A 23,353-nucleotide genomic window follows, 5' to 3' on the forward strand; every position below is an offset into this window, starting at 1 on the left:
ACGCAGGTCTGCCCTTACATTAATAAACCCCTGCCCGTTTTTACCCTCTCCACTCCCTGCTCAAGTTTCATCTTTTTCTGCAAAAGCTCTTCAAGCCTTGCCTTATCCTTTTCAACAACCTCTTTAGGCGCCTTTTCAATAAATTCTTTATTTGACATTTTTCTTTCTACGGCAAGAAGCTCCCTCTCAATCTTTTCTATATCCTTTTTAAGCCTCTTTTCCTCTTCTTCAAAGTTTATAAGCCCTTTGAGCGGAACAAATATCTCTATATTGCCTGCAACTGCTGTGGCGCAGTTTTCAGGCCTGCCTGCGGGTGCAGAAATCTTAAGACCGGAGACCTTTGCCAGAGTCTTGATGTGCCTCCCCTCTGTTTCCAGCAGTTTTATAACTGAATCATCGGAACTATAGCACACAGCCTCAATCGTCAATGCAGGCGACACATTCATCTCGCTCCTGATATTTCTTATGGCCTTTATCACATCCATAATCAATATCATATCCCTTTCCGCATCAGGATAATCCACGCCTGTTTTTGGAAACGGCTGCTGCATTATGCTGCTGACCCATGCCCCCTGACCCTTGTCCCCTTCCTCATGTGGCAGCACATCCCATACCTCTTCTGTGATAAATGGCATTATTGGGTGTAGGAGTTTGAGGGAATCCTTCAAAATTTTGAGAAGGACAGTTTGCGCTGTCTTTTTCCTTTCTTCGCCGTTTTCTCCGCGCAAATCGAATTTAATAAGCTCCACATACCAGTCGCAGAGTTCATGCCAGACAAACTGATAGGCGCTATTTGCCGCATCATTGAATCTGTATGTCTCAAGGTCTTCTGTAACATCCCTGACAGTATGATTCAGACGGGTGAGGATCCATTTATCGGCGATAGACAGCTGATGGCTGATAGCTAATAGCTGATAGCTGTTCTCAAGATTCATCAATGTAAATCTTGCAAGGTTCCATATCTTGTTGCAGAAGTTCCTGTATCCTTCAATCCTCTCTTCCGCAAGTTTAATGTCGCGGCCCTGCGCAGCCATTGCGGCAAGTGTAAACCTGAATGCGTCTGTGCCGTATTTATCCATGATGACAAGCGGGTCAATGACATTGCCTTTACTCTTACTCATCTTCTGGCCTTCCGCATCCCGAACAAGGGCATGGATATACACATCTCTGAAAGGCACATCGCCCATAAATTTCAATCCCATCATCATCATCCTTGCAACCCAGAAGAATATGATATCAAAGCCTGTAACAATCACGGATGTAGGATAATAGCGCTGAAGTGGAGACGCAAGATTTTGCGTCTCTACCTTTTCAGGCCAACCAAGGGTTGAAAAAGGCCAGAGAGCGGAGGAAAACCATGTATCAAGCACATCGTTATCCCTCACAATATCTTTGGACTTGCATGCAGGACACTCCTTTGGCTCTGTCCTTGACACGATAGGCTTTGCCTTTGCAGAGAATCTTTTTTCTCCATGGACTTCATATATTTCATTTTTATTGCATTTCAGGCAGTACCATGCTGGTATCTGATGCCCCCACCATATCTGCCTGGATATACACCAGTCCTTAATATTCCTCATCCACTCAAAATAGGTATTCTCCCATCCCTCGGGAATAATGCGCGTCTTGTCCTGTTCCACGGCCTTTATAGCCTCTTCAGCCAATAGTTTTACCTTTACATACCACTGCGGCGAAAGGTAGGGTTCAATAACAGTCCTGCACCTGTAGCACTTGCCAATAGCGTGCTTGTGGTCTTCTGTCTTTGTTAAAAATCCCCTCTCTTTTAATGTATGGATGACCTTCTCCCTTGCCTTGTGCGCGTGAAGGTCAGTTATCTCTTCCATTATTTCAGGATTGATATCTGGAATATTCTGTTTTATATGAGCGCGCTCGTTAAATATGTCTATACGTTTGAGGGAGTGCCGGAGTCCCGCCTCAAAGTCATTAAAATCATGGGCAGGCGTTATTTTTACTGCACCTGTGCCGAACTCAATATCAACCAAAATTGAATCTCCGATCACAGGAATCCTGCGGCTTGTAAGAGGCAGCAAAACCTCTTTGCCGATAAATTTATTGTACCGCTCATCATCAGGATGCACGGCAACAGCCGTATCGCCGAGCATGGTCTCAGGCCGCGTTGTGGCAATGGTTAAAAATTCTTTTGGATTATCTGCAAGGGGATAGCGAATATGATAAAGTTTGGCAGAGGTTTCCTCATGTTCAACCTCTATATCAGAAAGAGCAGTCAAACACCTATGACACCAATTAATGAGCCGTTCATCCCTGTAAATAAGCCCTTCTTCATAAAGCCTTACAAATACCTCCCGAACCGCCTTGCTGAGTTCAGGGCTCATGGTAAACTGTTCCCGGGACCAGTCGCAGGATGCGCCAAGCCTTTTCAGTTGATTGATAATGGCTCCGCCTGATTCTTCCTTCCACTGCCAGACCCTCTCTATAAACCTTTCCCTGCCAAGATTATGTCTGTCAATGCCTTCATGGGCAAGTTTCTTCTCCACCACATTCTGCGTAGCAATGCCTGCGTGGTCGGTGCCGGGAAGCCATAATACATCAAAACCCTTCATCCTCTTGTAACGCGCTAAAATATCCTGAAGCGTATTATTCAGGGCATGGCCCATGTGCAGTGAACCGGTAACATTCGGCGGCGGTATGGCCATAGAGAAGGCAGGCTTTGTTGAATTGACATCTGCCCTGAAAAGTTCATTTCCAAGCCAGTATTTTGTCCACTTCTCTTCTATCGCCTTTGGCGAATAAACCTTGTCAAGTTTTGCCTCTGTCATATATCCCCAAAAAAATAGTAGGCAGTATGCACTTACTGCCTACTGCCTACTAACATTTCATTCTTTACCAAGTTTTTAATCCGCCTCTGGCGGACTGAAGCCATATTCCTACTTTGTTCTCGCTATCGCCTCTTTTATCTTTCTTATCTCTTCCTTTATCATCTCCTCTGCCATATCAGGGATTATCTCCCATGCAATCTCTTCTATTACCTCTCTTGAAACCTTTCGTATAACCTCTTCCAATCTCTCCTTTGGAATAGCGCCAAGTTCAGGCATTTCTTCTACAGCTGCCTCTTTTATCTTTGCCTCAACCTTTTCAGGTATTCTACTTACAACCTCTTGTACAGGGGGTGGTGTTGGAATGGGAGGCGCTTTAGGAACCGGCGGTGGCTGCGGCGCGCGTAGTTTAATCTCTGGCGCTGCTTTGAATGTCTCTACCGGTTTAGGCGGAGGTGGTGGAGCGGGTTTGGCCGCTTCCGCAGGCTGTAACTCCTCTTCATTTAATTCCAGTTCTATGAACTCCTCTTCCACTTTGGGTTTCTGAGGCGCTTCCTTTGCTGGTTCCTCAAAAAAGTCACCTCCCCATATCTCTTTTTCAGCAGGCGCTGCTGCGCCCTTTGCAGGGGCATCTGCCTCTTCAACCCCCATAAAATCGCCAACCTCCCATATATCAGTCGGCAGAGGGGCCTTAGCCTCCATAGTTACAATTTTTTCCGCCTCGGCTTCAACAGTAGCCGCTGCAGGGGGCATTGCAAGCAGATTTTTCACCTTTTCTATTAACTCCTGCGATTCAAAAGGTTTAACAATGTGATTATCAGCTTTTACCCTTTTAGCTTCTTTTTCGTTGAGCGGTTCAAAGGTGCCTGATAAAAGCAGAACAGGGATATGTCTAAGCCCAGGCTCTTTTTTTATCAGCTCGCAAACCTCATACCCGTTCTTACCCGGCATTGCAACATCGGCTATGACAAGATCAGGTTTCACCTCTTTTATCTTGGCTACCGCTGTGTCACCATCGCCGACAATAATAAGGTCATAATCCTCACTGGCAAAGGTTATGGATATAACCTTCTGGATGGTAATACTATCGTCAGCCAGAAGAATCTTTTTAGACATCTAATCCCCCCCAAACATTTGAGAAAATACCTTTAATCATTGGAAAAGTCAAGGGGTTTTTGGATCTTCCTCAATCCTAAAATATACTGTCTTATCCAGAACCACATCTAATTTGTCAATCTCATGCAACGCGGTCATGAGTTCTTTTTCTTTTGCATGGTGGGTCATTATGACGATAGGCACTGCGCCGCCCACCTTTCTGTCCTTTTGCATGACGGATAGAATGCTGATATTGTGATTGCCCAGAACCCCTGAAATCCTTGACAATACCCCCGGTTTATCCAGCACGGAAAACCTGAGGTAATATGGTATCTCAAGATTTTCTATATGCCTTATTTCTATATTTTTGACCGATTCTTCCGTGTATGATAACGGCGCAACCCGCTGCGACGCACTTTTAATTATGTTTCTGCAAATATCCACCACATCCGCCGCTACTGCGCTGGCAGTGGGCATCATGCCTGCGCCCCTTCCATAAAACATGACAGAGCCGACTGCATTGCCTTTGAGATGGATTGCATTGTAAACGCCATCCACTGTTGCCAGGAGATGGTCTGCTGGTATCATGGTGGCGTGAACTCTGGCCTCTATCTTTCCTCCCTCTTCTTTTGCAATGGCAAGGAGTTTTATCTTATAACCGAATTCTTTGGCGAATTTTATATCCAGCGGGGTAACTTTGCTTATACCTTCTGTATAAATATCCTCCAGTCTTATGTATGTGCCGTAAGCAAGATTTATGAGAATAGCCAGCTTATGCGCTGTGTCAATCCCTTCCACATCATAGGTCGGGTCTGCCTCGGCATATCCCTTTTCCTGCGCCTTTTTCAGGACATCCTCAAACTTGCCCCCTTCATTGGTCATCTTGCTTAAGATATAATTTGCCGTTCCGTTTATGATGCCGTAGATGGAGTTAATCTTATTTGCAACAAGCCCTTCTTTCAAAGCCTTGATAATCGGGATGCCGCCGCCAACGCTCGCCTCAAAACCGATATCCACATTGTTCTTTGCGGCGGTTTTAAAAATTTCTTCGCCGTGCTGCGAAAGGAGCGCCTTGTTGGCTGTAACCACATGCTTTTTGTTATTAAGCGCCTTGAGGATGAAGGTCTTTGCAGGCTCTATGCCGCCCACAAGCTCAATCACAATATTTATGGACGGGTCGTTGATGATGTCATTAGCATCGGTGGTAATTATAGATTTATCAATCTCCACCCCTCTGTCACGGGTGATGTCCTTGTCTGCAATCTTCTTAAGAACAATCTCTGCACCGAGCCTCTCCTGAATGACCTTTGCATTCTCCTTTAGAACTTTAACCAAACCTGTTCCGACTGTGCCGAAACCTATGAGACCGATATTAATTTTTTGCATAATAATCAACACTTACTCCTGCTTTTCAAACGCCTTCTTTATCCCCTTTGCAGCCTGCCTTGTCCTCTGCTCGTTTTCTATAAGGGCAATCCTTACATATTCATCGCCGTATTCGCCGAACCCTATTCCAGCGGATACAGCCACTTTAGCATCTTTCAAGAGAAACTTTGAAAATTCCAGGGAGCCCATCTTCCTGAACTCCTCAGGGATCCGCGCCCATACGAACATGGTTGCCTTTGGCTTGTCTATCTGCCAGCCTGCCTTGGCAAAGCTGTCTATCAATACATCCCTTCTCTTTTTGTATGTCTCGCAGATTTCCTTAACGCAGTCCTGCTGGCCATTCAATGCAGTAATAGCCGCAATCTGTATCGGCTGGAACATGCCGTAGTCCATGTAGCTCTTAAGTCTTGCAAGCGCGGCTATCAGTCTTTTGTTCCCAACGGCAAAACCGACCCTCCAGCCGGGCATATTATAACTCTTGGATAATGTGAAAAACTCCACGCAGATATCCTTTGCCCCTGGAACCTGAAGTATACTGGGCGCGACATAGCCGTCAAACACAATATCGGCGTAGGCCAGATCATGGACAACAAGAATATTATGCTCCTTTGCAAAACCCACAACCTTTTTAAAAAATTCAACATCAACAACCTCTGTTGTGGGATTATGCGGAAAATTCAATATAAGGAGTTTGGGCTTTGGCCATGTCTGTTTGACTGCGTTCAACAATTCTTCAAAGAAATCACGGCCCGGCAAAAGCGGAATACTTCGCACATCGCCGCCGGCTATAATCACAGAATAGGTATGGATGGAATATGTGGGATTCGGAACAAAGACCACATCTCCCGGGCCGATTATCGCCAGCGCCAGATGGGATAGCCCTTCCTTTGAGCCGATTGTTGCGATGGCCTCTGATTCAGGGTCAAGGTCTACATCATACCGCCTCTTATACCAGTCTGTTATTGCAAGCCTTAACTTGTAAATGCCTTTGGATGCGGAATACCGGTGATTACGCGGATTCTGCGCAGCCTCAACGAGTTTGTCAACGATATGCTGCGGCGTAGGCTGGTCAGGATTTCCCATGCCGAAATCAATAATATCCTCGCCCCGCCTGCGCGCATCCATCTTCAATTCTGTTGTTATGTTAAAGATGTAAGGCGGCAGTCTTTTTATTCTATGAAATTCTTCCATGAATACACTCCAAAAATTTTATCCTGCAAATTTTTCCGCATTATACGAACTCCTCACAAACGGCCCTGAATACACATATTTAAGCCCAATCTCCCTGCCATATTCCTCATATTCCTTAAAAACATCAAGCGGGATGTATTCCTGAACCTCAAGATTTTTTATGGACGGCCTTAAATATTGTCCTATGGTAACGACATCGCAGCCTGCATTCAAAAGGTCTTTCAGAGCAGATTTTATCTCGCCATTTGTTTCACCAAGGCCGACCATAAGCCCTGACTTTGTGATAATGCCGGCAGTCATTTTTTTTGCCGTTTCAATTACCTTCAAAGACTGCCGATAATCGGCCTGCGGCCTTACCTTTGCATAAAGAGACGGCACAGTTTCAATATTGTGGTTAAAAATGTCCGGTCTTTCATCAAGAACAATCTTCAAACCCTTATCCTCCCCTTTAAAATCAGGGGTTAAAACCTCTATGGAAATAGAAGGAATAATATCCCTCAATGCCTTGATTGTCAAGGCAAACTGCATAGCTCCGCTGTCGGCAAGATCGTCCCTTGTAACAGATGTTATGACAACATGCTTAAGTCCCAGCTCTTTTGCAGTGAGGGCTATATTTTCAGGCTCATCAAGGTCTACAGGCAATGTCTTACCCCTCACCCCGCCCTCTTCCTCAAGGGGAGAGAGAAAAGCTGTTTTTTCAACAGAACAAAAACCGCACTGTCTTGTGCAGACATCTCCCAGTATCATAAAGGTAGCAGTTGGTTTTGAAAAACATTCGCCGATATTAGGGCAGCGGGCAGACTCGCAGACCGTGTGCAAATTCCTGCTGCGAAGGATATTTTTCATGGCATGGAGCGCGCTTGGCTGCCCCATCTTCCTTGAAAGCCATGACGGGAGCCGCTTAATCCTCTGACTGTTCATATTTTTTAATACTAACACCTTGTAATTTCAAATACAAGGGATCCGTTGAAGGGTGTCATGAGTTTGGATACTGGGAAGGCGATGTCTATCCAGGAAGAGTTTGGCGGCATTATACTATCTTGCAAGGATGTTGTAGGCAGGCGAAGACCCGTTTTTTATAGCAAGGAGGATGGTGATATTTGCGTCAAGGGCAGGGCTTGCTTATCATACGAATAGAGCAAATTTACTTAAGCCTCTCCATGAAAAATTGTACCTGTTTGTCATTAGATTTTAATGTCAGGGCATTTTTAAACGCTACTTTTGCTTTTTCCTTCTCGTCAATTTCATAATAACCCAAGCCAAGAGCCTTCCAGAGAGGAAAATCTTCTCCAAATCTTTTAACCCCATCTTCCAGACTTGTTATTGCCATCCTTTTATTCTGCAAAAACTGATAACAAAGCGCCAAATAGTAGTAGGCAACAGGTGTGGGTGACGCCTGAATTGATTGCTCAAAAAGCTGTGCGGCATTCTGATAATCATTCTTTTTAAATTTACCGTATGCCTGAGTCATCAAGTTTCCTGCCTTGCTGAAATCATGCTGCGGCTCCTGCTGCGGGGCTTCGCTTGCAACTGTTGGTGAAGATGGGGGTGTTTGAGTTATCTCTGTCCCGCTATCAGAACCCATTGCCTGTGACCTGGCATAAACATTTTCATTTATAGGAACGGCGAAGTAAATTTTAAGGAAGGTGTCTGCATTCAATGCCCCCCCAGGCAGATTATTCTTTGACTTAAAATCTGAGAAGGCCGCTTTTGTTTTTTCATCTACTTTTCCGTTTATATCAATATCATAGCCGTGTAAGTACAGTTTTTCCTGCATCATACTGATTCTACTGGTATCATCCAACTTCGGGAATCCACGCATCCAGCTTTTAATTACTATTTCATCAGCTACAGCGTCTTCGCCAAACACCCTCCAGTACGGAACAGCTGCGTATCTTCCCATAAGCTGTATCAAACCGGACTGAACAACTTGACGAACAGCATCATGCCTTCCCTGAACTATTTTTCTGCTTCCTTTTGAACCAAAAGTCGGGCCGAAAAGCGTAATTCCAAATTCCTGTTTTCTCTGCCCCTTTTGTACTTCTATGGCATTCACAATATTCATGCCGGGGATGCCAGCAAGCGTCCTGAAATCTTTTAAATTGAAATCTACTGTAATACGGGCTTTTGTAGCCATAGCAGAATCACTGTGTTCAATGCTTACAGTCTGTGATGGCAGGGCTTTGCTTACATGTGAGAATTGTACTTCAGCGCCTACATCCGTACCCTTGTCCCATGATTCAAGCGCCCTGTCAAATTCAGTTATTGCGCCTGTTATAACAACATCAGGTATTAACTTATCGCTGAAATCTGAATAACCGGTCTGCTGCATAGCCTGAACGAATTCAGGGTCATATTCAATGAAAACAACATTTTCGCCCATAGAGTTGAGTGTACTCTTTACAATCTCTGTTATATTCTGCTGTATTTCGCTCCCGGTTGCGAAAGATGCGCCTGTTTTGTCAACAATATCCTTTACAACAACCTTTAACGGTTGTGCCCTGTGAATTTCCATCATCAATCCAAAAGTCTTTAAATTATCTGTAAAAGTCGTGACCTTCTGTCCAGGGGCAGTAGTTTCTACCGGTACTTCCATATTTTTCGGGTCTATGGTGGCGCAGGACAGTAAAAATAATGGTAACGTCAAAGAGAGTAAAATATATGTAAATCTTCTTGCAACACCTTTCATATCTATCTCCCCTCTTGATAATGCCTGTTTAAATATATCTCAATGCCTTCTTATCGGCAGATCCTTTTCATATCTAATTATAAAAATCTGAAACATCATAATCCAAATAAATAAAAAGCGACCAACAACCTATTTATCCACTATTTGAGTCTTTGAACCTTTGCTCTCGTCAATAATAATGATATCACCTTTTACGGTGCCGCCAGCCCCCATGACTACGCTGTTCATATTTCCAGATCCGCTCTTGTTCTTCTTGTCGGACCCGCCATCATTGTTTTTATCGTCCTTTTTTTGCCTTACCTTTGCCTTACTTTTTGCATCCAATTTCTTGAATTTTATATTTGGATTGAATTCCCCCATCTCGTGGTCAGACTGAATATCATCATCGGTATATTTCCCAATCTTATCGTCAAGATCACCTGCAATGGATGGAGTAGAGAGAGAGAACACTATAAATAAGATAAGTATGAATATTATTGCGCATGGATAAATTCTTCCCATTTAAATTGCTCCATTGTTTTTTTTACAGGGATGGGACTATTTATCCCACCCCCGTAAAAAAACATCAATCAATTTATTTTATGTCTACTGACCCCATGTTGGCTTCATTGCCTTTGCCGATTGCAATGTTTGCTGATCCCTTTACATCTGACTTATTGATAACTGCGCCTTGAACCTTTGAGCCCTCGATGCCTACTGACCCCATCTTGGCTTTATTGCCTTCGCCGATTGCAATGTTTGCTGAGCCCTTTACATCTGACTTATTGATAACTGCGCCTTTGATGTCTGAGCCGGCAAATGCCGTTGCAGCTGTCAGAAATACACTAATACCCAGAACTACGATTTTTTTAAACATTTTATCCTCCGTTTTTTAGTTTTTTTTAAATTGCGGCAATAAAGTTGCAGTTCATACGTTTCATTAAAGTTAAAAATCACTCGCCTCAAATTTAAGTCTCTTACCTCACCTCCTCTTCTACTTCTAAAAACTCTATTTTACGATAGAATATTTTTTTGCGCCTCCTTTCGTATCGTAATTTTACTGATATGTCTATAACTTATGTCTATAACTAGTGATAAGCAGTATAACTATTACAAGATATAACTGTCAAGGGAATTGTGAAGCCTTGTTAATAAATAAATGTAGCCCCTTATCAACGTGAACTCTTAAGCACCGCATGGGCAGCGGCAAGCCTTGCGATCGGCACTCTGAAAGGAGAGCAGGACACATAGTTAAATCCGTTCCTGTGGCAGAATTCCACTGTGGCAGGGTCGCCACCGTGTTCGCCGCAGATGCCTATCTTCAAATCTTTTCTTGTCTTTCTGCCTTTTTCAATGGCAATCTTTATGAGCATGCCAACGCCGTCCTGGTCAAGGGACTGGAACGGGTCGCTTTTTAGAATCCCTGCCTTTTTCTCATCAACATAATCGGGCAAAAATCTTCCTGCATCATCCCTTGACATGCCAAGGGTCATCTGTGTAAGGTCATTTGTGCCGAATGAAAAAAATTCTGCAACATCTGCAATCCTATCGGCAAGAAGCGCCGCCCTCGGCACTTCAATCATGGTTCCTACAAGATATTTAACCTTAACGGCTTTTTCTTTTATAACTTTTTCAGCAACCTCTCTGGTCTTTGTTTCAAGTATTTTTAATTCCTTGCCGTCTATCACAAGGGGGTGCATTATCTCGGGATGCACTTTGATGCCTTCTTTTGCGCATTCGCACGCAGCCTCAATTATCGCCCTCACCTGCATCTCAAGAATTTCCGGGTAGGTAATGCAGAGACGGCAGCCCCTGTGCCCAAGCATGGGGTTTGCCTCTTTAAGCCTTTCAACACGGCGCCTTACCTGCTCATACGGAACACCTATCTTCTCAGCCAAATGTCTCTGCTCACCTTCAGTATGAGGCACAAATTCATGTAATGGCGGGTCTATAAGTCTGATGGTGACCGGCTTCCCATTCATTGCCCTGAATATGCCTTTAAAATCTCCTCTCTGAAATGGAAGAAGTTTTGAAAGGGCAACTTTTCTTGTTTCGAGGTCATCTGCAAGTATCATCTCCTGTATTGCAAGCCGTCTTTCATCTGTATCAAAAAACATATGCTCTGTCCTGCAAAGGCCTATGCCTTCTGCGCCGAGCCTTATGGCATTTTCAGCGTCATACGGCGTATCCACATTTGTCCTTACATTCAGTTTCCTTACCTCATCAGCCCATTTCATAAGCGTATAATACGCATCCGGCAACTCTGGTTTTATAAGATTCATGCTGCCCTGAAATACCTCGCCTGCAGAACCATTGATAGTTATCTCGCTTCCTTCTCTCAGAACCTTGTTTCCTACAACAACGGTTTTGTGGATATAATCTATAACCAACTCCTCACACCCCACAATACAGCATTTGCCCCAGCCTCTTGCAACAACTGCCGCATGAGAGGTCTTACCGCCTGTTGCAGTAAGTATCCCCTGCGCGGCATGCATGCCGCCAACATCCTCCGGGCTTGTCTCTTTTCTCACAAGGATCACCTTCTCGCCTTTTTCTGCCCAATCCTCTGCATCCTTTGCAGTAAATACAACTTTGCCGCATGCAGCGCCAGGAACAGCGGCTATGCCTGTTGCAAAATGGTGCTTATTCAATTCATCTATTGTTATCTTTGGATCAATGACAGGATAGAAAAGACCTTCAATCTCTTTATCTGTAATCCTCAAGATTGCCTCTTTTTTTGTTATGAGCTTTTCTTTTACCATGTCAACTGCCATGCAAAACGCTGCTGTTGGAGACCGTTTACCGGAACGGCATTGAAGAATGTAAAGCTTACCCTCTTCAACAGTAAATTCTATATCCTGCATCTCCCTGTAATGCTTCTCAAGGCTTTTCCTTATATCGCAAAGCTGTTTGTATATCTTCGGCATCCTCTCATTCAGGTCGCTTAGATGAATGGGTGTGCGGATGCCTGCAACAACATCCTCGCCCTGCGCATTCATAAGTAAGTCGCCGTAAAAGATATTTTCACCTGTATTGGGATCTCTGGTAAAACAGACGCCTGTGCCGGATGTTTCACCCTTATTTCCAAATACCATCTGGACTATATTTACCGCTGTGCCGAGAAACCCTGAAATCTTTTCAACGCGACGGTATGTGACAGCCTTTTCAGCCATCCATGAACCAAAGACAGCATTAATTGCGCCTTGGAGTTGTTCTGTCGGGTCTTGCGGAAAATCCTTGCCTGTATGTTTTTTATACACATCTTTTAAGCGGGAGATAAGTTCCCCAAGTTCATGCTCATTCACCTCGGTATCAAAGATCTTGTTATTCGTTTTATTCAGCCTTGGCCTTGTCTTCTCGTTTTTAATTTTTTCAAACTCATGCTCAAACTTCTCACGTGATATACCCTTGGCAATTGCGCCATACATCACAATAAACCTGCGGTAGGCATCCAGGACAAAACGTCTGTTATTGGTCTTTTTTGCAAGTCCCTCAATGGATTTATCGTTAAGCCCCAGATTTAGTATCGTTTCCATCATCCCTGGCATTGACCGCGCAGCGCCTGAACGGACTGAGACAAGAAGCGGGTCATTGGCGTCGCCTAATTTCTTGCCGATCAGTTTTTCAAGCCTTGATAGATTTTTGGCAACCTCTTTATCAAGACCCGGAGGGTGTTTTTTATTATTCTTGTAATAGAGATTACAGACCTCTGTGGTAATAGTAAATCCTGCCGGCACAGGCAGGCCAATATTTGTCATCTCAGCAAGCCCGGCGCCCTTGCCGCCGAGAAGCTCTTTCATGCTTCCCTTGCCTTCGGCCTTGCCTCCGCCAAAGAAATAAACAAATTTTTTAGATGCCATGCAAATTCCTCCAAGGAGGGGATTTTTTATTCCAGGGGTTAGGGGTGAGTTCTTCTATCCGCTTATCCGCTAATTTCTGCTGAACCTTCTAAAACCCGATGCGGCAACAATCTCTACGCTTTTCTCAAGTATATCATCAAAAAGGAGATTCACTCCAAGGTTGTCGCTGCTCATATGGCCGGCAATAACCACATTAACATGATGCTTTTCTGCCTCTTTCTTATGGTCTTCGCCTATATGCATGCCAACAATGGTGCCGATACCGGCAATGGACAACTTTTCATAGATATCCTTACTGCCGCCGGTGCCGCCGGTCATATCTACAAAGATCTTTCCTGCTTTTCTTTTCTCTGAGCCAACAACTACCTTCGGCCCTGCCTTTTCATTCACGGCATCTTTATATTCCGGAATATCTTTTAATATATCTATAATGTCAGAAATATAATCCGGCTTTTTTTCATCAAAAACCTTCTGCAGATAGTTTGCAACAGCATTATCCGCAGGGGTGTGAATACACATGAACGGCATATCAAGAAGCCGGGCGGCATCCACTGCCCTTGTATGATTAGCAGGCAGAAGTCTTCTTTCAACCTCTTTTATCCTGTCAGACATTATGTCTTCAGCAATATTGATAGGAATGCCGTATTTCAGAAGAATGCCTGACTGCATATCCATAACCTCGTATAGGGCAGCCAATGCCCTCCCTTCCGGATGGTGGGAAATGACAAGGTCAATATATCTGCTTTTACTTTTAAGCCTGTCCGCAAGGAGAACCTCTCCAACCTCCATGTCAATGCCGACCAAAACGGCTTTTACATCCCTGTCAGGCTCGCCGTACAATATACGGGTATCTGCATAAGGATTTATAAGCCTTTCTTTATCAAAATCTTTTTTCTTGTCTTCTTTCAGCTCATCAAAATCCTTCTTTACCCTTTTAAGCTCTGCCTCAACCTGATCCTTACCCCTCGGGTCAAGCTCAATACCGCGGCGAACAGCCTTTGCATATATGTCTTTAATTTTCATTGCGCCTCACAATGTAGAGGCGACCCGCGGGTCGCCTCTACGGTTAATTGCCCAGTACCTCTTTTACTACCTCATTTACCAACTTGCCATCTGCCTTACCTTGAACCTTAGGCATAACCTCTTTCATAACCCTGCCCATATCTTTAGACCCGGAGGCACAGAGCTTTTTTACTGCATCGCTTACGATAACCTTTACCTCATCCATGGAAAGCTGTGGCGGAAGAAAAGATTGGAGGATTTTTAGTTCTGCCTCTGCCTGATCAAGCAAATCCTTTCTTCCGCCCTTTTTAAAAAATTCTATAGATTCAAGACTCTGTTTCACCATAAATGAGACAACAGCAATGACTTCCTCATCGCTCAAACCCTCAGCCCGCTTGATAAGCGCTATCTCCTTATTTTTTACAGCAGCCAGAATATTACGCAACACTCCAAGGCTTTGCTTGCCTGCCTCATCTCTGGCAGCCCTGGCTGCCTCATTCATCCGCATGACTAATCCTTCTCTAATAGACATTAAAACTCCCTTTTCTTCGTCCGTTTAACCGCCCTCTTCTTTGCTGCGATGGCCTTCTTTTTCTTCTTTACGCTCGGTTTATCATAATGCTCACGCTTTTTTATCTCACCCAATATCCCGGCCTTTTCGCACTGTTTCTTAAACCTTTTCAAGGCGCTCTCAAAGGATTCGCCTTCTTTTATCCTTATTCCAGGCATTAATTTTTCACCCCCCTCCAGTTATTAGTTGATAGCTCATAGCTGTTAGCTGATAGTAAAAACTATGAACTATGAGCTATGAACTATTTACGTTCCTTTCTTCAGTTCAATCAGCACCAATTTCACTACAGCCTTCAGCGTCTCAAAAACTCCTACGCCGGCAGCGGCAACAGCCTCAAAATCAGGGGCGCCGTCAACATTCAGTACCTTTTTCAGCTCTGCTACAGGCGCCACACCCGGGAGGTCTCTTTTATTATACTGAATAACATATGGTATACTGGCAAGGTCATAACTCTGCTCTTTTAAATTTATCTTCATATTCTCAAAACTCTCCATATTGGCATCCATCCTCTCTATCTGAGAATCTGCAACAAAGACAATGCCGTCAACACCTTTTAAAATAAGCTTTCTTGACGCATCATAGAATATCTGGCCTGGAACTGTATAGAGGTGAAATCTGGTTTTAAAACCTTTTATGTCTCCAAGTGAAAGCGGGAGAAAATCAAAGAAAAGGGTCCTCTCTGTCTCAGTGGCAAGAGATATCATCTTGCCCCTGTGTTCGGGGTTGGTCTTTTTGAAAATAAATGACAGATTTGTAGTCTTACCGCAAAGTCCAGGGCCGTAATATACTATCTTACAGTTTATCTCTCTGGAAGAATAATTTATAAAAGACATTCTCTAAAAACCTCTCGTGTCAGAGAGTCAAAGGGTCAGAGAGTCATAGTTGAAAACTTTGGCTCTCTGCTGTTGCTTTGACTCTGTTTTTAATGGAACAATTTATCTATATCAGTGTCCGTAATTTCTGAGAGCAGGTTTTCCTGATCCGATGGCTTTTTTTCCACCCTCTGCAGAAGTTTTTGCAGTATCGTATTAAGTTCATCGCTTGCCTTTTTCACCCTGAGCCTCACAAGGCCAAGGGACGACTTTTGGTCAAATATAACAACTAATATAACCCTCTGCGCAACAATGGAGATATGGAGATTATCCCTCTCCCCTTCATGGAAGAGTATGGAAAATTCTCTCTCACCTATAAGCTTTGCCAATCCTCCGGTGGCGGCAATATTACCCGCTGTCAATGATGCAAGGGAGGTCGTATCTATATCTCCCGTATCACCGCTTGATGCAATCAACTGCCCATCTTTATCTACAAGGAATACTACCTTTGCATTAGCCTCTTTAAGCAGCCTGTCAATAACAGTGGTAATCTGTCTAAATTCTTCTTCAAACATTACTAATGAACTTGTCGACATAGTTAAACCCCTATAAAAGAAAATGCAAAATTCAAATATCAAAATGCAAATTTAAGGAAGATTTTTATTTTTGACTTAATTTTGCACTTTGCATTTTTCATTCTACAATTTATTATATTACCTTCCCATCCAGACTTAAAAGCCTCTCCCATTCCGCATCTATATTCTTTTGCACTTTATCCAGTAATTCTTTATTCTCAGGCTTTAAAAGGTGCTTGAATCTTGCCTGCATCTTAAGCCATTCTGCTATAGGCTTTTTCTCTTTTGGCTTATAATTAATCTTTAAAATCCCATTTTCAACCTCGTAAAGCGCCCAATAACATGTATCAACAGCAACCTTTGCAGCTTCTACAGACTCTTCTGGCTTTGAATACCAACCCAAGGGACATGGAGATATGACATTCAAAAAGCTCGGACCATCTACTTTAAGAGCCTTTTCAGCCTTTCTGGAAAGGTCTGCCCAGTTATGGGGCGAGGCCTGGGCAGCATAGGGTATATTATGGGCAACAACTATCCTTGTAAGGTCTTTCCTTGCCTCCTGCTTTCCCAGTATAACATCTCCTGCCGGCGAGGTTGTTGTGGCAGCGCCAAAAGGCGTTGCGCCTGAACGTTGGATGCCTGTATTCATGTATGCGCCGTTATCGTAGCATACATAAAGAAAATTATGCCCCCTCTCAAGCGCGCCTGACAGCGCCTGCAAACCGATGTCGTATGTTCCTCCATCTCCGCCAAAGGCAATAAATTTTATATTTTTATCTGGAGGGATCTTGCCTCTTTTTTTAAATGCCCTGTAGGCTGTCTCTATACCGCTTATCGTAGCAGCGGCATTCTCAAAGGCAGAGTGTATCCACGGTATTCTCCATGCTGTGTAAGGATATATTGTGGTGCCAACCTCAAGACATCCTGTGGCGGTAGTGGCAACCACAGGGCCGTTAGCTGCCCTTAATACCAGCCTTACTATCGGAGGTATGCCGCATCCTGAACAGAGTCTGTGACCGCCGGAGAAAAGCTCATCTCTTTTTGAAAGTTCTTTAAGTGTAGCCATGATTTGCCCCTTTGATATTAAATACAAATCTCAAAATGCAAAATGAGTTTTATGTCAAACCGTAATATATTTAATCAGCGTTTCAGTTTTGCCAGTCTCGGCAATTTTCAAGAGATCATCAAAAACCTCTATAGCATCTTTTACCTTATAGTCCCTCCCCCCGAGACCAAATATCCTGCTTACAACCTTAGGACGCTTTTCCAGTTCATAGAGCGCGGAACGAACCTCGTTAAAAAGAGGACCTCCAAAACCATTCATTGAATCAGCACGGTCAAGCACAGCTATAGCCTTTACATTTTTAAGCGCCTCGGCTATCTCTCTAAAGGGGAAAGGTCTGAAAAGTCTTGGTCGTAAAATACCAACCTTTTTGCCTGCCTTCCTTAACTCATCAACTGCAACTTTGGCAGTGCCGGCAGCGGAGCTCAATATTACAATGGCTGCATCAGCATCATCCAGTCTGTATTTTTCCATAAGGCCGTATTCTCTGCCAAACTTCTTTCCAAATTCCCTTCCAATTTCAGAAACCACATCCTTTGCGCCGGTAATAGCCTCTGACTGCTGATGTTTAAATTCGATGTATGAATCCGGCAATGTCATCGCTCCGTAAGTAACAGGATGGTCGGTATCTAACAAAGAATGTTTCGCCCGGTATTCTCCTATAAACTCCCTTACCTCTGCATCGTCAATTAGTGAAATATTTTCAATGGCATGGCTTGTTATAAAACCGTCAAGACAGACCATTACCGGCAGAAGCACCTTTTCATTTTCAGCTATCCTTACCGCCTGAAAGAGATTATCGTAGGCCTCCTGCACTGTCTCAGAATAAATCTGAATCCAGCCCGAATCTCTCGCACCCATGGAATCAGAATGGTCACAGTGTATGTTTATAGGGGCTGAAAGCGCCCGGTTTACATTTATAAGCACTATTGGCAGCCTCATGCCAGAAGCGATATAAAGCATCTCCCACATAAGCGCCAGCCCCTGCGAAGATGTTGCAGTCATAACCCTTGCGCCGGAGGCAGATGCGCCAATGCAGGCGCTCATTGCCGAATGTTCGCTCTCAACCGTTATAAACTCGGTGTCAACATCGCCGTCCGCAACATAGCTTGAAAACTCTTCCATGATTCCCGTAGAAGGGGTTATCGGGTAAGCCGCGTATACATCCGGATTTATCTGCTTCATGGCGTGGGCAATTGCGGAATTTCCTGTAAGCCCTGCCTGTCCCTTTGTCACTAAAATTGCCATCAATCTTTCTCCTCTTCCATCTTTATAGCCTTGACTTTATCAGGGCATTCTTCGGCACATATACCGCAGCCTTTGCAGTGTTCCATGTCAAATCCTATCATCTTACCTTCCTCCACGATGATGGCGGAATCAGGACACATAACCCAACAGGTAAGGCAATTGGTGCATTTCCCTTTATCGAGCACCGGCCTTAGCTTTCTCCACCCACCTGTAACATATTCATGGGCTGTTCCACCCTCTGTTATAACACCGCCAATTGGAAGGCTCTTTTTCTCCTTCATATCTATTCCCCTTTTACCTCTTGGAAGCCCCTGTTCATAGCAGTAATATTTCCTTCTATAACCTTGGGGCTGAACTTCTTTGAATAGTTATCCTTGAAATTATCTATAAGCGCATCAAACATAACAACATTCGTTACTTTTGCCAACGCGCCAAGCATCGGGGTATTAGGCATATTCCTGCCAATTGTCTCAAGGGATATCTTTGAAGCATCCAGGGTATAGACCTTTGCTCCCTTACTTTTAAGGCCAAGTTCTTTACGCATCTCGTCAGGCAACTTTGGCGTATTTACTATGAATACCGCATCGTCAGTGGCGCCATCCGTAACACCGCCGGAAGACTCCATACCTCCGGAGAGAGCCATGCCTATCAATGTAGAATCAGCTATAAGCACATACTTTGGCTCTGTTACACGGCAGTGCAGCCTTATAGGCTCATCCGACACCCTGTTGTATGCTGCTACAGGCGCGCCCATCCTTTCAGGGCCAAATTCAGGAAAGGCCTGAACATATTTGCCAGACCTTAAACAGGACTCCCCAACCATTTTGGCAGCAGTCACAATCCCCTGCTGCGCCCTTCCATGCCACCTTATCTCAATGTAAGTAGCCATAAGTCGCTCCGCTCCATTGCAAAATGCAAAGTACAAATTTTAAATTGCAAAGTAAAAAACATTTTTCATTTTGCAATTTGCATTTTACAATTTAATTTATAACTCCCGTCTCCCTTCAATCGCCCTTATAAGTGTTGCGCCGTCTATATATTCAATATCGCTACCAACAGGAACGCCTGTTGCAATCCTTGTAACCCTTACACCCATTGGTTTTAACAGCCTTGTTATATAAAGACTGGTGGCCTCTCCATCCATATCTGAATTTACGGCAAGAATTATTTCTTTTATCACACCCTGCCTTGCCCTGTCTATAAGTCCATTTATTTTTATATCATCCGGTCCTATGCCCTTAAGCGGAGAAAGTGCGCCGTGAAGGACATGATACCTCCCCTTAAAACCGCCCATCTTCTCAATAGCCACCATATCTTTTACATCCTCTACCACACAGATCACATCATCTCTTCTTGAACTATCGCTGCATATCAAACATGGATCTTTATCAGCGAGACTAAAACAGGAGGAGCAGAGCCTTATCTTTTCCTTTACATCAATAAGGCATCTTGCAAGGCCTTCAGCATATTCCTTGTTGGTATTAAGCACATAAAAGGCAAAACGGGCAGCGGTTTTTTCTCCTACCCCCGGAAGCCTTGAAAGTTCTCTTATCAAGCAGGTTATCGGTTCGGCATAATATGTCATTAGCATTGTCCTTAAAGATACTAAAAAAGTCCGGGGATATTCAGGCCTGCTGTAACCTTCTCCATCTCTTCGCTCATCATCTCCTGAGACCTTTTTATTGCGCCATTTACTGCCGCTGCAATCAGGTCCTGAAGCATATCCACATCGTTAGGATTTATCACAGACGGGTCTATCCTGATAGAAACTATCTCCTGTCTTCCATTTATTGTAACATTAACCATACCGCCGCCTGACGCGAATTCTATGGTCTTATTTGCAAGCTCCTTCTGGATATCCGCCATCTTCTCCTGCATCACCTTGGCCTGCTTTAAGATATTCCCCATGCCTTTATACATTTGCCCTCCTGCGGTCTTCTGCTATCCTGCCTCCCAAAACCTTAACAGCCTCCTTTATAATCTTATCTCCTTCCTTTGGTTTTAAAGAAACGGCAGCATTCTCATCTGCCTTTATGTCTATCATTACTTCTTTGCCAAAAAATTCATTACAGAGTTCTTCTAATATTTTTTTATTTTCAGAGAGATATATAAAATACGGCCCTGTCTTTACACTCATATAAATAGCGCCTTCATCCATGGAAATAAGATTTGCAAGCTCAAGGTGTGAAGCCAGCGGAGGTTTTTTCTTTTTTATAAAATCCAGAAGGACAGGCCACTGACTGCCTGAAAAATTCTGTGTCCTGTGTCCCATATCCTGCGTCTTGTCTCCTGCGCCATGCTCGGCTGTCTTATTATTACTAATTACTGGGTCCCCGCATGCCTTCAACTCCTCCAGCCTGTTAAGCATGGCGCCTATTGATTGAAGATTTTCAAGATGGATCATCTTAAGAAGGGCCATCTCTAATGCGTATCTTGGGGACTGAGACCTTGAGATATCCTCATATCCCTTGCTCAAAAATGTAAACATCCTTTGAAGGTCTAAAACACCAACCCTGCCAGCCAATCTTTTTAAATCCACTATCTCCACATCAGGAAGATCCAGAACATCCTCGGGTTTTTCAACTGTCTTTACAATAACCATATCCCTTATATGCTCCAGAAAATTCTGACAGAATTTTTTTACATCATAACCAAAATCATATACCTTTTCAATAAGTTTTAAACAGTCCCTGCCGTTTTTATCAATTACAGCCTCAGATAATTGGAAAAGAAGCGCCCTGTCCATGAGTCCGAGGGCATCCACAACATCCATTTCCTTTATGTCGTTACCTGCGAATGCTATTACCTGGTCAAGCAGGCTGTGGGCGTCTCTCAAGCTGCCGTCTACTTCCCTTGCTATAAGATAAATACTTTTATCGGCAAGTTTTACGCCCTCTGTCTCTGCAACAAGCTTAATATGATTCTGAATCTCCTTCAAAGATATGCGCTTAAAATCAAACCGCTGACACCGCGAAAGTATAGTGGCCGGTATTTTATGGGATTCTGTTGTTGCAAAGATAAAGATGGCGTGAGCAGGAGGCTCCTCTAGTGTTTTTAGCAAGGCATTAAATGCCTGAACAGAGAGCATGTGAACTTCATCTATTATATAAACCCTGTATCTGCCGTGCGATGGAAGATATTTGATATTTTCTCTAATCTCTCTTACATTATCAACACCGGTATTAGACGCCCCGTCTATCTCAATCACATCCACTGAAATGTTATTGGCAATCTCTTTGCAGGACATGCACTCATTGCAGGGTGACGGTGTTGGACCGTTTGCGCAATTCAGCGCCTTTGCCAGAATCCTGGCTATCGTTGTCTTGCCTACGCCCCTGGGCCCTGAAAAAAGATAGGCATGGGCAATCCTTTTTGCAATAATAGCATTCTTGAGCGTTGTGGTAACATGAGCTTGACCCACCACATTCTCAAAAACGGCAGGCCGCCACTTCCTTGCTAAAACTAAATATGACATATTTTTATAGTTTAATTTGAAATTTGAGATTCAAAATCTTTTATAGCCACTACTGATAGCTAGGCGCCCCTGCGGCACATAGAATATGTTACTACCGTTGCTTCCTTCCGGATCTGGCGGGGTTTGTAACCTTCTATTGCGCAAGACCCAGCTATCAATACTAACTACAAAAATACAGTTTAGCTCATGGCTGATAGCTCATAGCAACTACTATGCACTATAAACTAAACTGGCGGAGAGAGAGGGATTTGAACCCTCGGTACACCTTTTGGATGCACACACGATTTCCAGTCGTGCTCCTTCGGCCGCTCGGACATCTCTCCAGTTTTAGCTCATGGCTGATAGCTCATAGCAACTACTATGAACTATGAGCTATAAACTAAATTGGCGGAGAGAGAGGGATTTGAACCCCCGGTAGAGTTGCCCCTACAGTTGATTTCGAGTCAACCGCCTTCAGCCTCTCGGCCATCTCTCCATCAACTACAGTGGAAAGTCAGCCTGTAGTTTCTATCATGCTTTTATTTTAAAGTCAAACTTTTGATTGAACTTTTTGATTGGAAGAGGTTTAAAGAAAAGGATTATATCAGGATGGGTTTTTTATTCCAATGTTTCTACAAAAGCCTTAAATATCTCTCTATCCCAACACCCCTTTCCTGCCTCCAGTTTTATGACTTCCAAGGTCACCTCCCGAGGCATTCCTCGTCTGTACGGACGGACAGATGTTAAGGCGTCATAGATATCTGCAATCCCTATTATCCTAGCCCCCAACGGTATATTATCTCTTGTAAGACCGTCTGGATAGCCTGTTCCATTGAACCTCTCGTGATGGTTGCGGATTATAGGAAGTAAGGGTTTGGCAAACTTAAGAGGGCTGCATATCTTTTCCCCAACCACAGGGTGTTGTTTTACATGTTCATACTCCTTGCCATTTAACGCGCCTGGCTTATGTAAAACATCCTTGTCAGTTGCTATCTTTCCAATATCATGCAGAAACCCTGCATCCCTTATGTTATCCTGCTCCTGCTGCGAAAGACCTAAGAATCCTGCCAGTTTGACTGCCATCGCAGAAACCCGGCGAGAATGTCCGTGGGTATATGGATCATTAAATTCCAGGGCTATTGCAAGGCTGAATATAACATTTCTTGCATCTTCCAACTCTCCGAGAAGATTCTTAACCCGTATAAGAGATTTAACCCTTGCCAGAAGCTCAGACTTCTGAAATGGTTTAGAAATAAAATCATCTGCCCCCGCCTCAATCCCCTTAATTTTATCATCTATACCATACAATGCGGTAAGCATTATTACCGGAATAAATCGGGTTGTCATTTTCTCTTTTAATCTTTTGCATACCTCATAGCCATCCATTCCAGGCATCCTTATATCCAGGAGAATTACATGCGGGAACACCTCTTCTACCATCTTAAGGGCATCCTCACCATTGTAAGCCTTAAATATATTATACCCCATGGATGATAAAAGGACCTCAAGAAGTTCTACATTCCCGTGGTTATCATCCACCACCAAAATATTTACCTGAGCATCTTCCATCTTGCCATTGATCTGCTCTATACTTTTTACAGCCAAAGACATATAATCTCCTTTCATCCGCCTT

The 23,353-nt window shown here is 43.8% G+C and carries 22 protein-coding genes, 2 tRNA genes and 1 other RNA gene; all 25 read right to left on the reverse strand.

What is annotated here, in order from left to right; all coding sequences use genetic code 11:
* Positions 1 to 14 precede the first annotated feature (14 nt).
* On the reverse strand, positions 15 to 2,798 hold the full coding sequence (locus Q8P28_08650; protein MDP2682856.1) for a valine--tRNA ligase: 2,784 nt from the start codon (positions 2,796 to 2,798) through the stop codon (positions 15 to 17).
* Between the two features lie 108 nt (positions 2,799 to 2,906).
* Complete coding sequence (locus Q8P28_08655; protein ID MDP2682857.1) at positions 2,907 to 3,911, reverse strand: response regulator; 1,005 nt, start codon at positions 3,909 to 3,911, stop codon at positions 2,907 to 2,909.
* Between the two features lie 48 nt (positions 3,912 to 3,959).
* A complete protein-coding gene (locus Q8P28_08660) occupies positions 3,960 to 5,276 on the reverse strand; it encodes a homoserine dehydrogenase (protein MDP2682858.1) in 1,317 nt (438 codons plus the stop codon).
* Positions 5,277 to 5,288: 12 nt separating this feature from the next.
* Positions 5,289 to 6,467 carry an alanine transaminase gene (gene alaC, locus Q8P28_08665; protein ID MDP2682859.1) on the reverse strand — a complete coding sequence of 393 codons (1,179 nt, stop codon included), beginning with the start codon at positions 6,465 to 6,467 and terminating at the stop codon, positions 5,289 to 5,291.
* Positions 6,468 to 6,485: 18 nt separating this feature from the next.
* Positions 6,486 to 7,406, reverse strand: coding sequence for a lipoyl synthase (lipA, locus tag Q8P28_08670; protein ID MDP2682860.1), 921 nt, complete (start codon positions 7,404 to 7,406; stop codon positions 6,486 to 6,488).
* Positions 7,407 to 7,611: 205 nt separating this feature from the next.
* Positions 7,612 to 9,156, reverse strand: a complete 1,545-nt coding sequence (locus tag Q8P28_08675) for a hypothetical protein (GenBank protein MDP2682861.1) — start codon at positions 9,154 to 9,156, stop codon at positions 7,612 to 7,614.
* Positions 9,157 to 9,285: 129 nt separating this feature from the next.
* Positions 9,286 to 9,657, reverse strand: coding sequence for a hypothetical protein (locus Q8P28_08680; GenBank protein ID MDP2682862.1), 372 nt, complete (start codon positions 9,655 to 9,657; stop codon positions 9,286 to 9,288).
* Between the two features lie 73 nt (positions 9,658 to 9,730).
* A complete protein-coding gene (locus Q8P28_08685; GenBank protein ID MDP2682863.1) occupies positions 9,731 to 10,012 on the reverse strand; it encodes a hypothetical protein in 282 nt (93 codons plus the stop codon).
* 295 nt (positions 10,013 to 10,307) lie between these two features.
* Positions 10,308 to 12,995 (reverse strand): pyruvate, phosphate dikinase, encoded by a 2,688-nt coding sequence (gene ppdK, locus Q8P28_08690; protein MDP2682864.1) that lies wholly within the window; start codon positions 12,993 to 12,995, stop codon positions 10,308 to 10,310.
* 69 nt (positions 12,996 to 13,064) lie between these two features.
* Positions 13,065 to 14,018, reverse strand: coding sequence for an NGG1p interacting factor NIF3 (locus Q8P28_08695; GenBank protein MDP2682865.1), 954 nt, complete (start codon positions 14,016 to 14,018; stop codon positions 13,065 to 13,067).
* A 43-nt stretch (positions 14,019 to 14,061) separates the two neighbouring features.
* Entirely contained in the window at positions 14,062 to 14,529 is a 468-nt protein-coding gene (locus tag Q8P28_08700; GenBank protein ID MDP2682866.1) for a GatB/YqeY domain-containing protein, read from the reverse strand.
* A complete protein-coding gene (gene rpsU, locus Q8P28_08705) occupies positions 14,529 to 14,726 on the reverse strand; it encodes a 30S ribosomal protein S21 (protein ID MDP2682867.1) in 198 nt (65 codons plus the stop codon). Before rpsU ends, Q8P28_08700 begins: the two co-directional genes overlap by 1 nt.
* An 87-nt stretch (positions 14,727 to 14,813) precedes the next feature.
* Positions 14,814 to 15,401: a GTPase domain-containing protein gene (locus Q8P28_08710; protein MDP2682868.1), complete on the reverse strand. Its 588-nt coding sequence runs from the start codon at positions 15,399 to 15,401 to the stop codon at positions 14,814 to 14,816.
* A gap of 89 nt (positions 15,402 to 15,490) precedes the next feature.
* The gene (locus Q8P28_08715) at positions 15,491 to 15,976 is read right to left on the reverse strand and encodes a roadblock/LC7 domain-containing protein (protein ID MDP2682869.1); all 486 of its coding nucleotides are present in this window, start codon (positions 15,974 to 15,976) and stop codon (positions 15,491 to 15,493) included.
* Between the two features lie 112 nt (positions 15,977 to 16,088).
* A complete protein-coding gene (locus Q8P28_08720; GenBank protein MDP2682870.1) occupies positions 16,089 to 17,021 on the reverse strand; it encodes a thiamine pyrophosphate-dependent enzyme in 933 nt (310 codons plus the stop codon).
* Between the two features lie 54 nt (positions 17,022 to 17,075).
* Entirely contained in the window at positions 17,076 to 18,266 is a 1,191-nt protein-coding gene (porA, locus tag Q8P28_08725) for a pyruvate ferredoxin oxidoreductase (protein ID MDP2682871.1), read from the reverse strand.
* The gene (locus Q8P28_08730) at positions 18,266 to 18,553 is read right to left on the reverse strand and encodes a 4Fe-4S binding protein (GenBank protein MDP2682872.1); all 288 of its coding nucleotides are present in this window, start codon (positions 18,551 to 18,553) and stop codon (positions 18,266 to 18,268) included. Before Q8P28_08730 ends, porA begins: the two co-directional genes overlap by 1 nt.
* Positions 18,550 to 19,155, reverse strand: coding sequence for a 2-oxoacid:acceptor oxidoreductase family protein (locus Q8P28_08735; GenBank protein ID MDP2682873.1), 606 nt, complete (start codon positions 19,153 to 19,155; stop codon positions 18,550 to 18,552). The genes Q8P28_08730 and Q8P28_08735 overlap by 4 nt, the downstream gene beginning before the upstream one ends.
* Before the next feature lie 96 nt (positions 19,156 to 19,251).
* Positions 19,252 to 19,851, reverse strand: coding sequence for a recombination mediator RecR (recR, locus tag Q8P28_08740; GenBank protein ID MDP2682874.1), 600 nt, complete (start codon positions 19,849 to 19,851; stop codon positions 19,252 to 19,254).
* A gap of 20 nt (positions 19,852 to 19,871) precedes the next feature.
* The gene (locus Q8P28_08745; GenBank protein ID MDP2682875.1) at positions 19,872 to 20,186 is read right to left on the reverse strand and encodes a YbaB/EbfC family nucleoid-associated protein; all 315 of its coding nucleotides are present in this window, start codon (positions 20,184 to 20,186) and stop codon (positions 19,872 to 19,874) included.
* The gene (gene dnaX, locus Q8P28_08750; GenBank protein MDP2682876.1) at positions 20,179 to 21,741 is read right to left on the reverse strand and encodes a DNA polymerase III subunit gamma/tau; all 1,563 of its coding nucleotides are present in this window, start codon (positions 21,739 to 21,741) and stop codon (positions 20,179 to 20,181) included. The genes Q8P28_08745 and dnaX overlap by 8 nt, the downstream gene beginning before the upstream one ends.
* A 54-nt stretch (positions 21,742 to 21,795) precedes the next feature.
* Positions 21,796 to 21,894, reverse strand: an RNA gene (gene ffs / locus Q8P28_08755) — signal recognition particle sRNA small type.
* A 77-nt stretch (positions 21,895 to 21,971) separates the two neighbouring features.
* Positions 21,972 to 22,064: transfer RNA gene (locus Q8P28_08760), tRNA-Ser, on the reverse strand.
* Between the two features lie 62 nt (positions 22,065 to 22,126).
* Positions 22,127 to 22,216 (reverse strand) — tRNA-Ser (locus tag Q8P28_08765).
* A 122-nt stretch (positions 22,217 to 22,338) separates the two neighbouring features.
* Complete coding sequence (locus Q8P28_08770) at positions 22,339 to 23,331, reverse strand: response regulator (protein MDP2682877.1); 993 nt, start codon at positions 23,329 to 23,331, stop codon at positions 22,339 to 22,341.
* Positions 23,332 to 23,353 lie beyond the last annotated feature (22 nt).

The sequence above is a fragment of the Deltaproteobacteria bacterium genome (genome assembly GCA_030690165.1).
GTDB lineage: Bacteria > Desulfobacterota > GWC2-55-46 > UBA9637 > UBA9637 > JACRNJ01.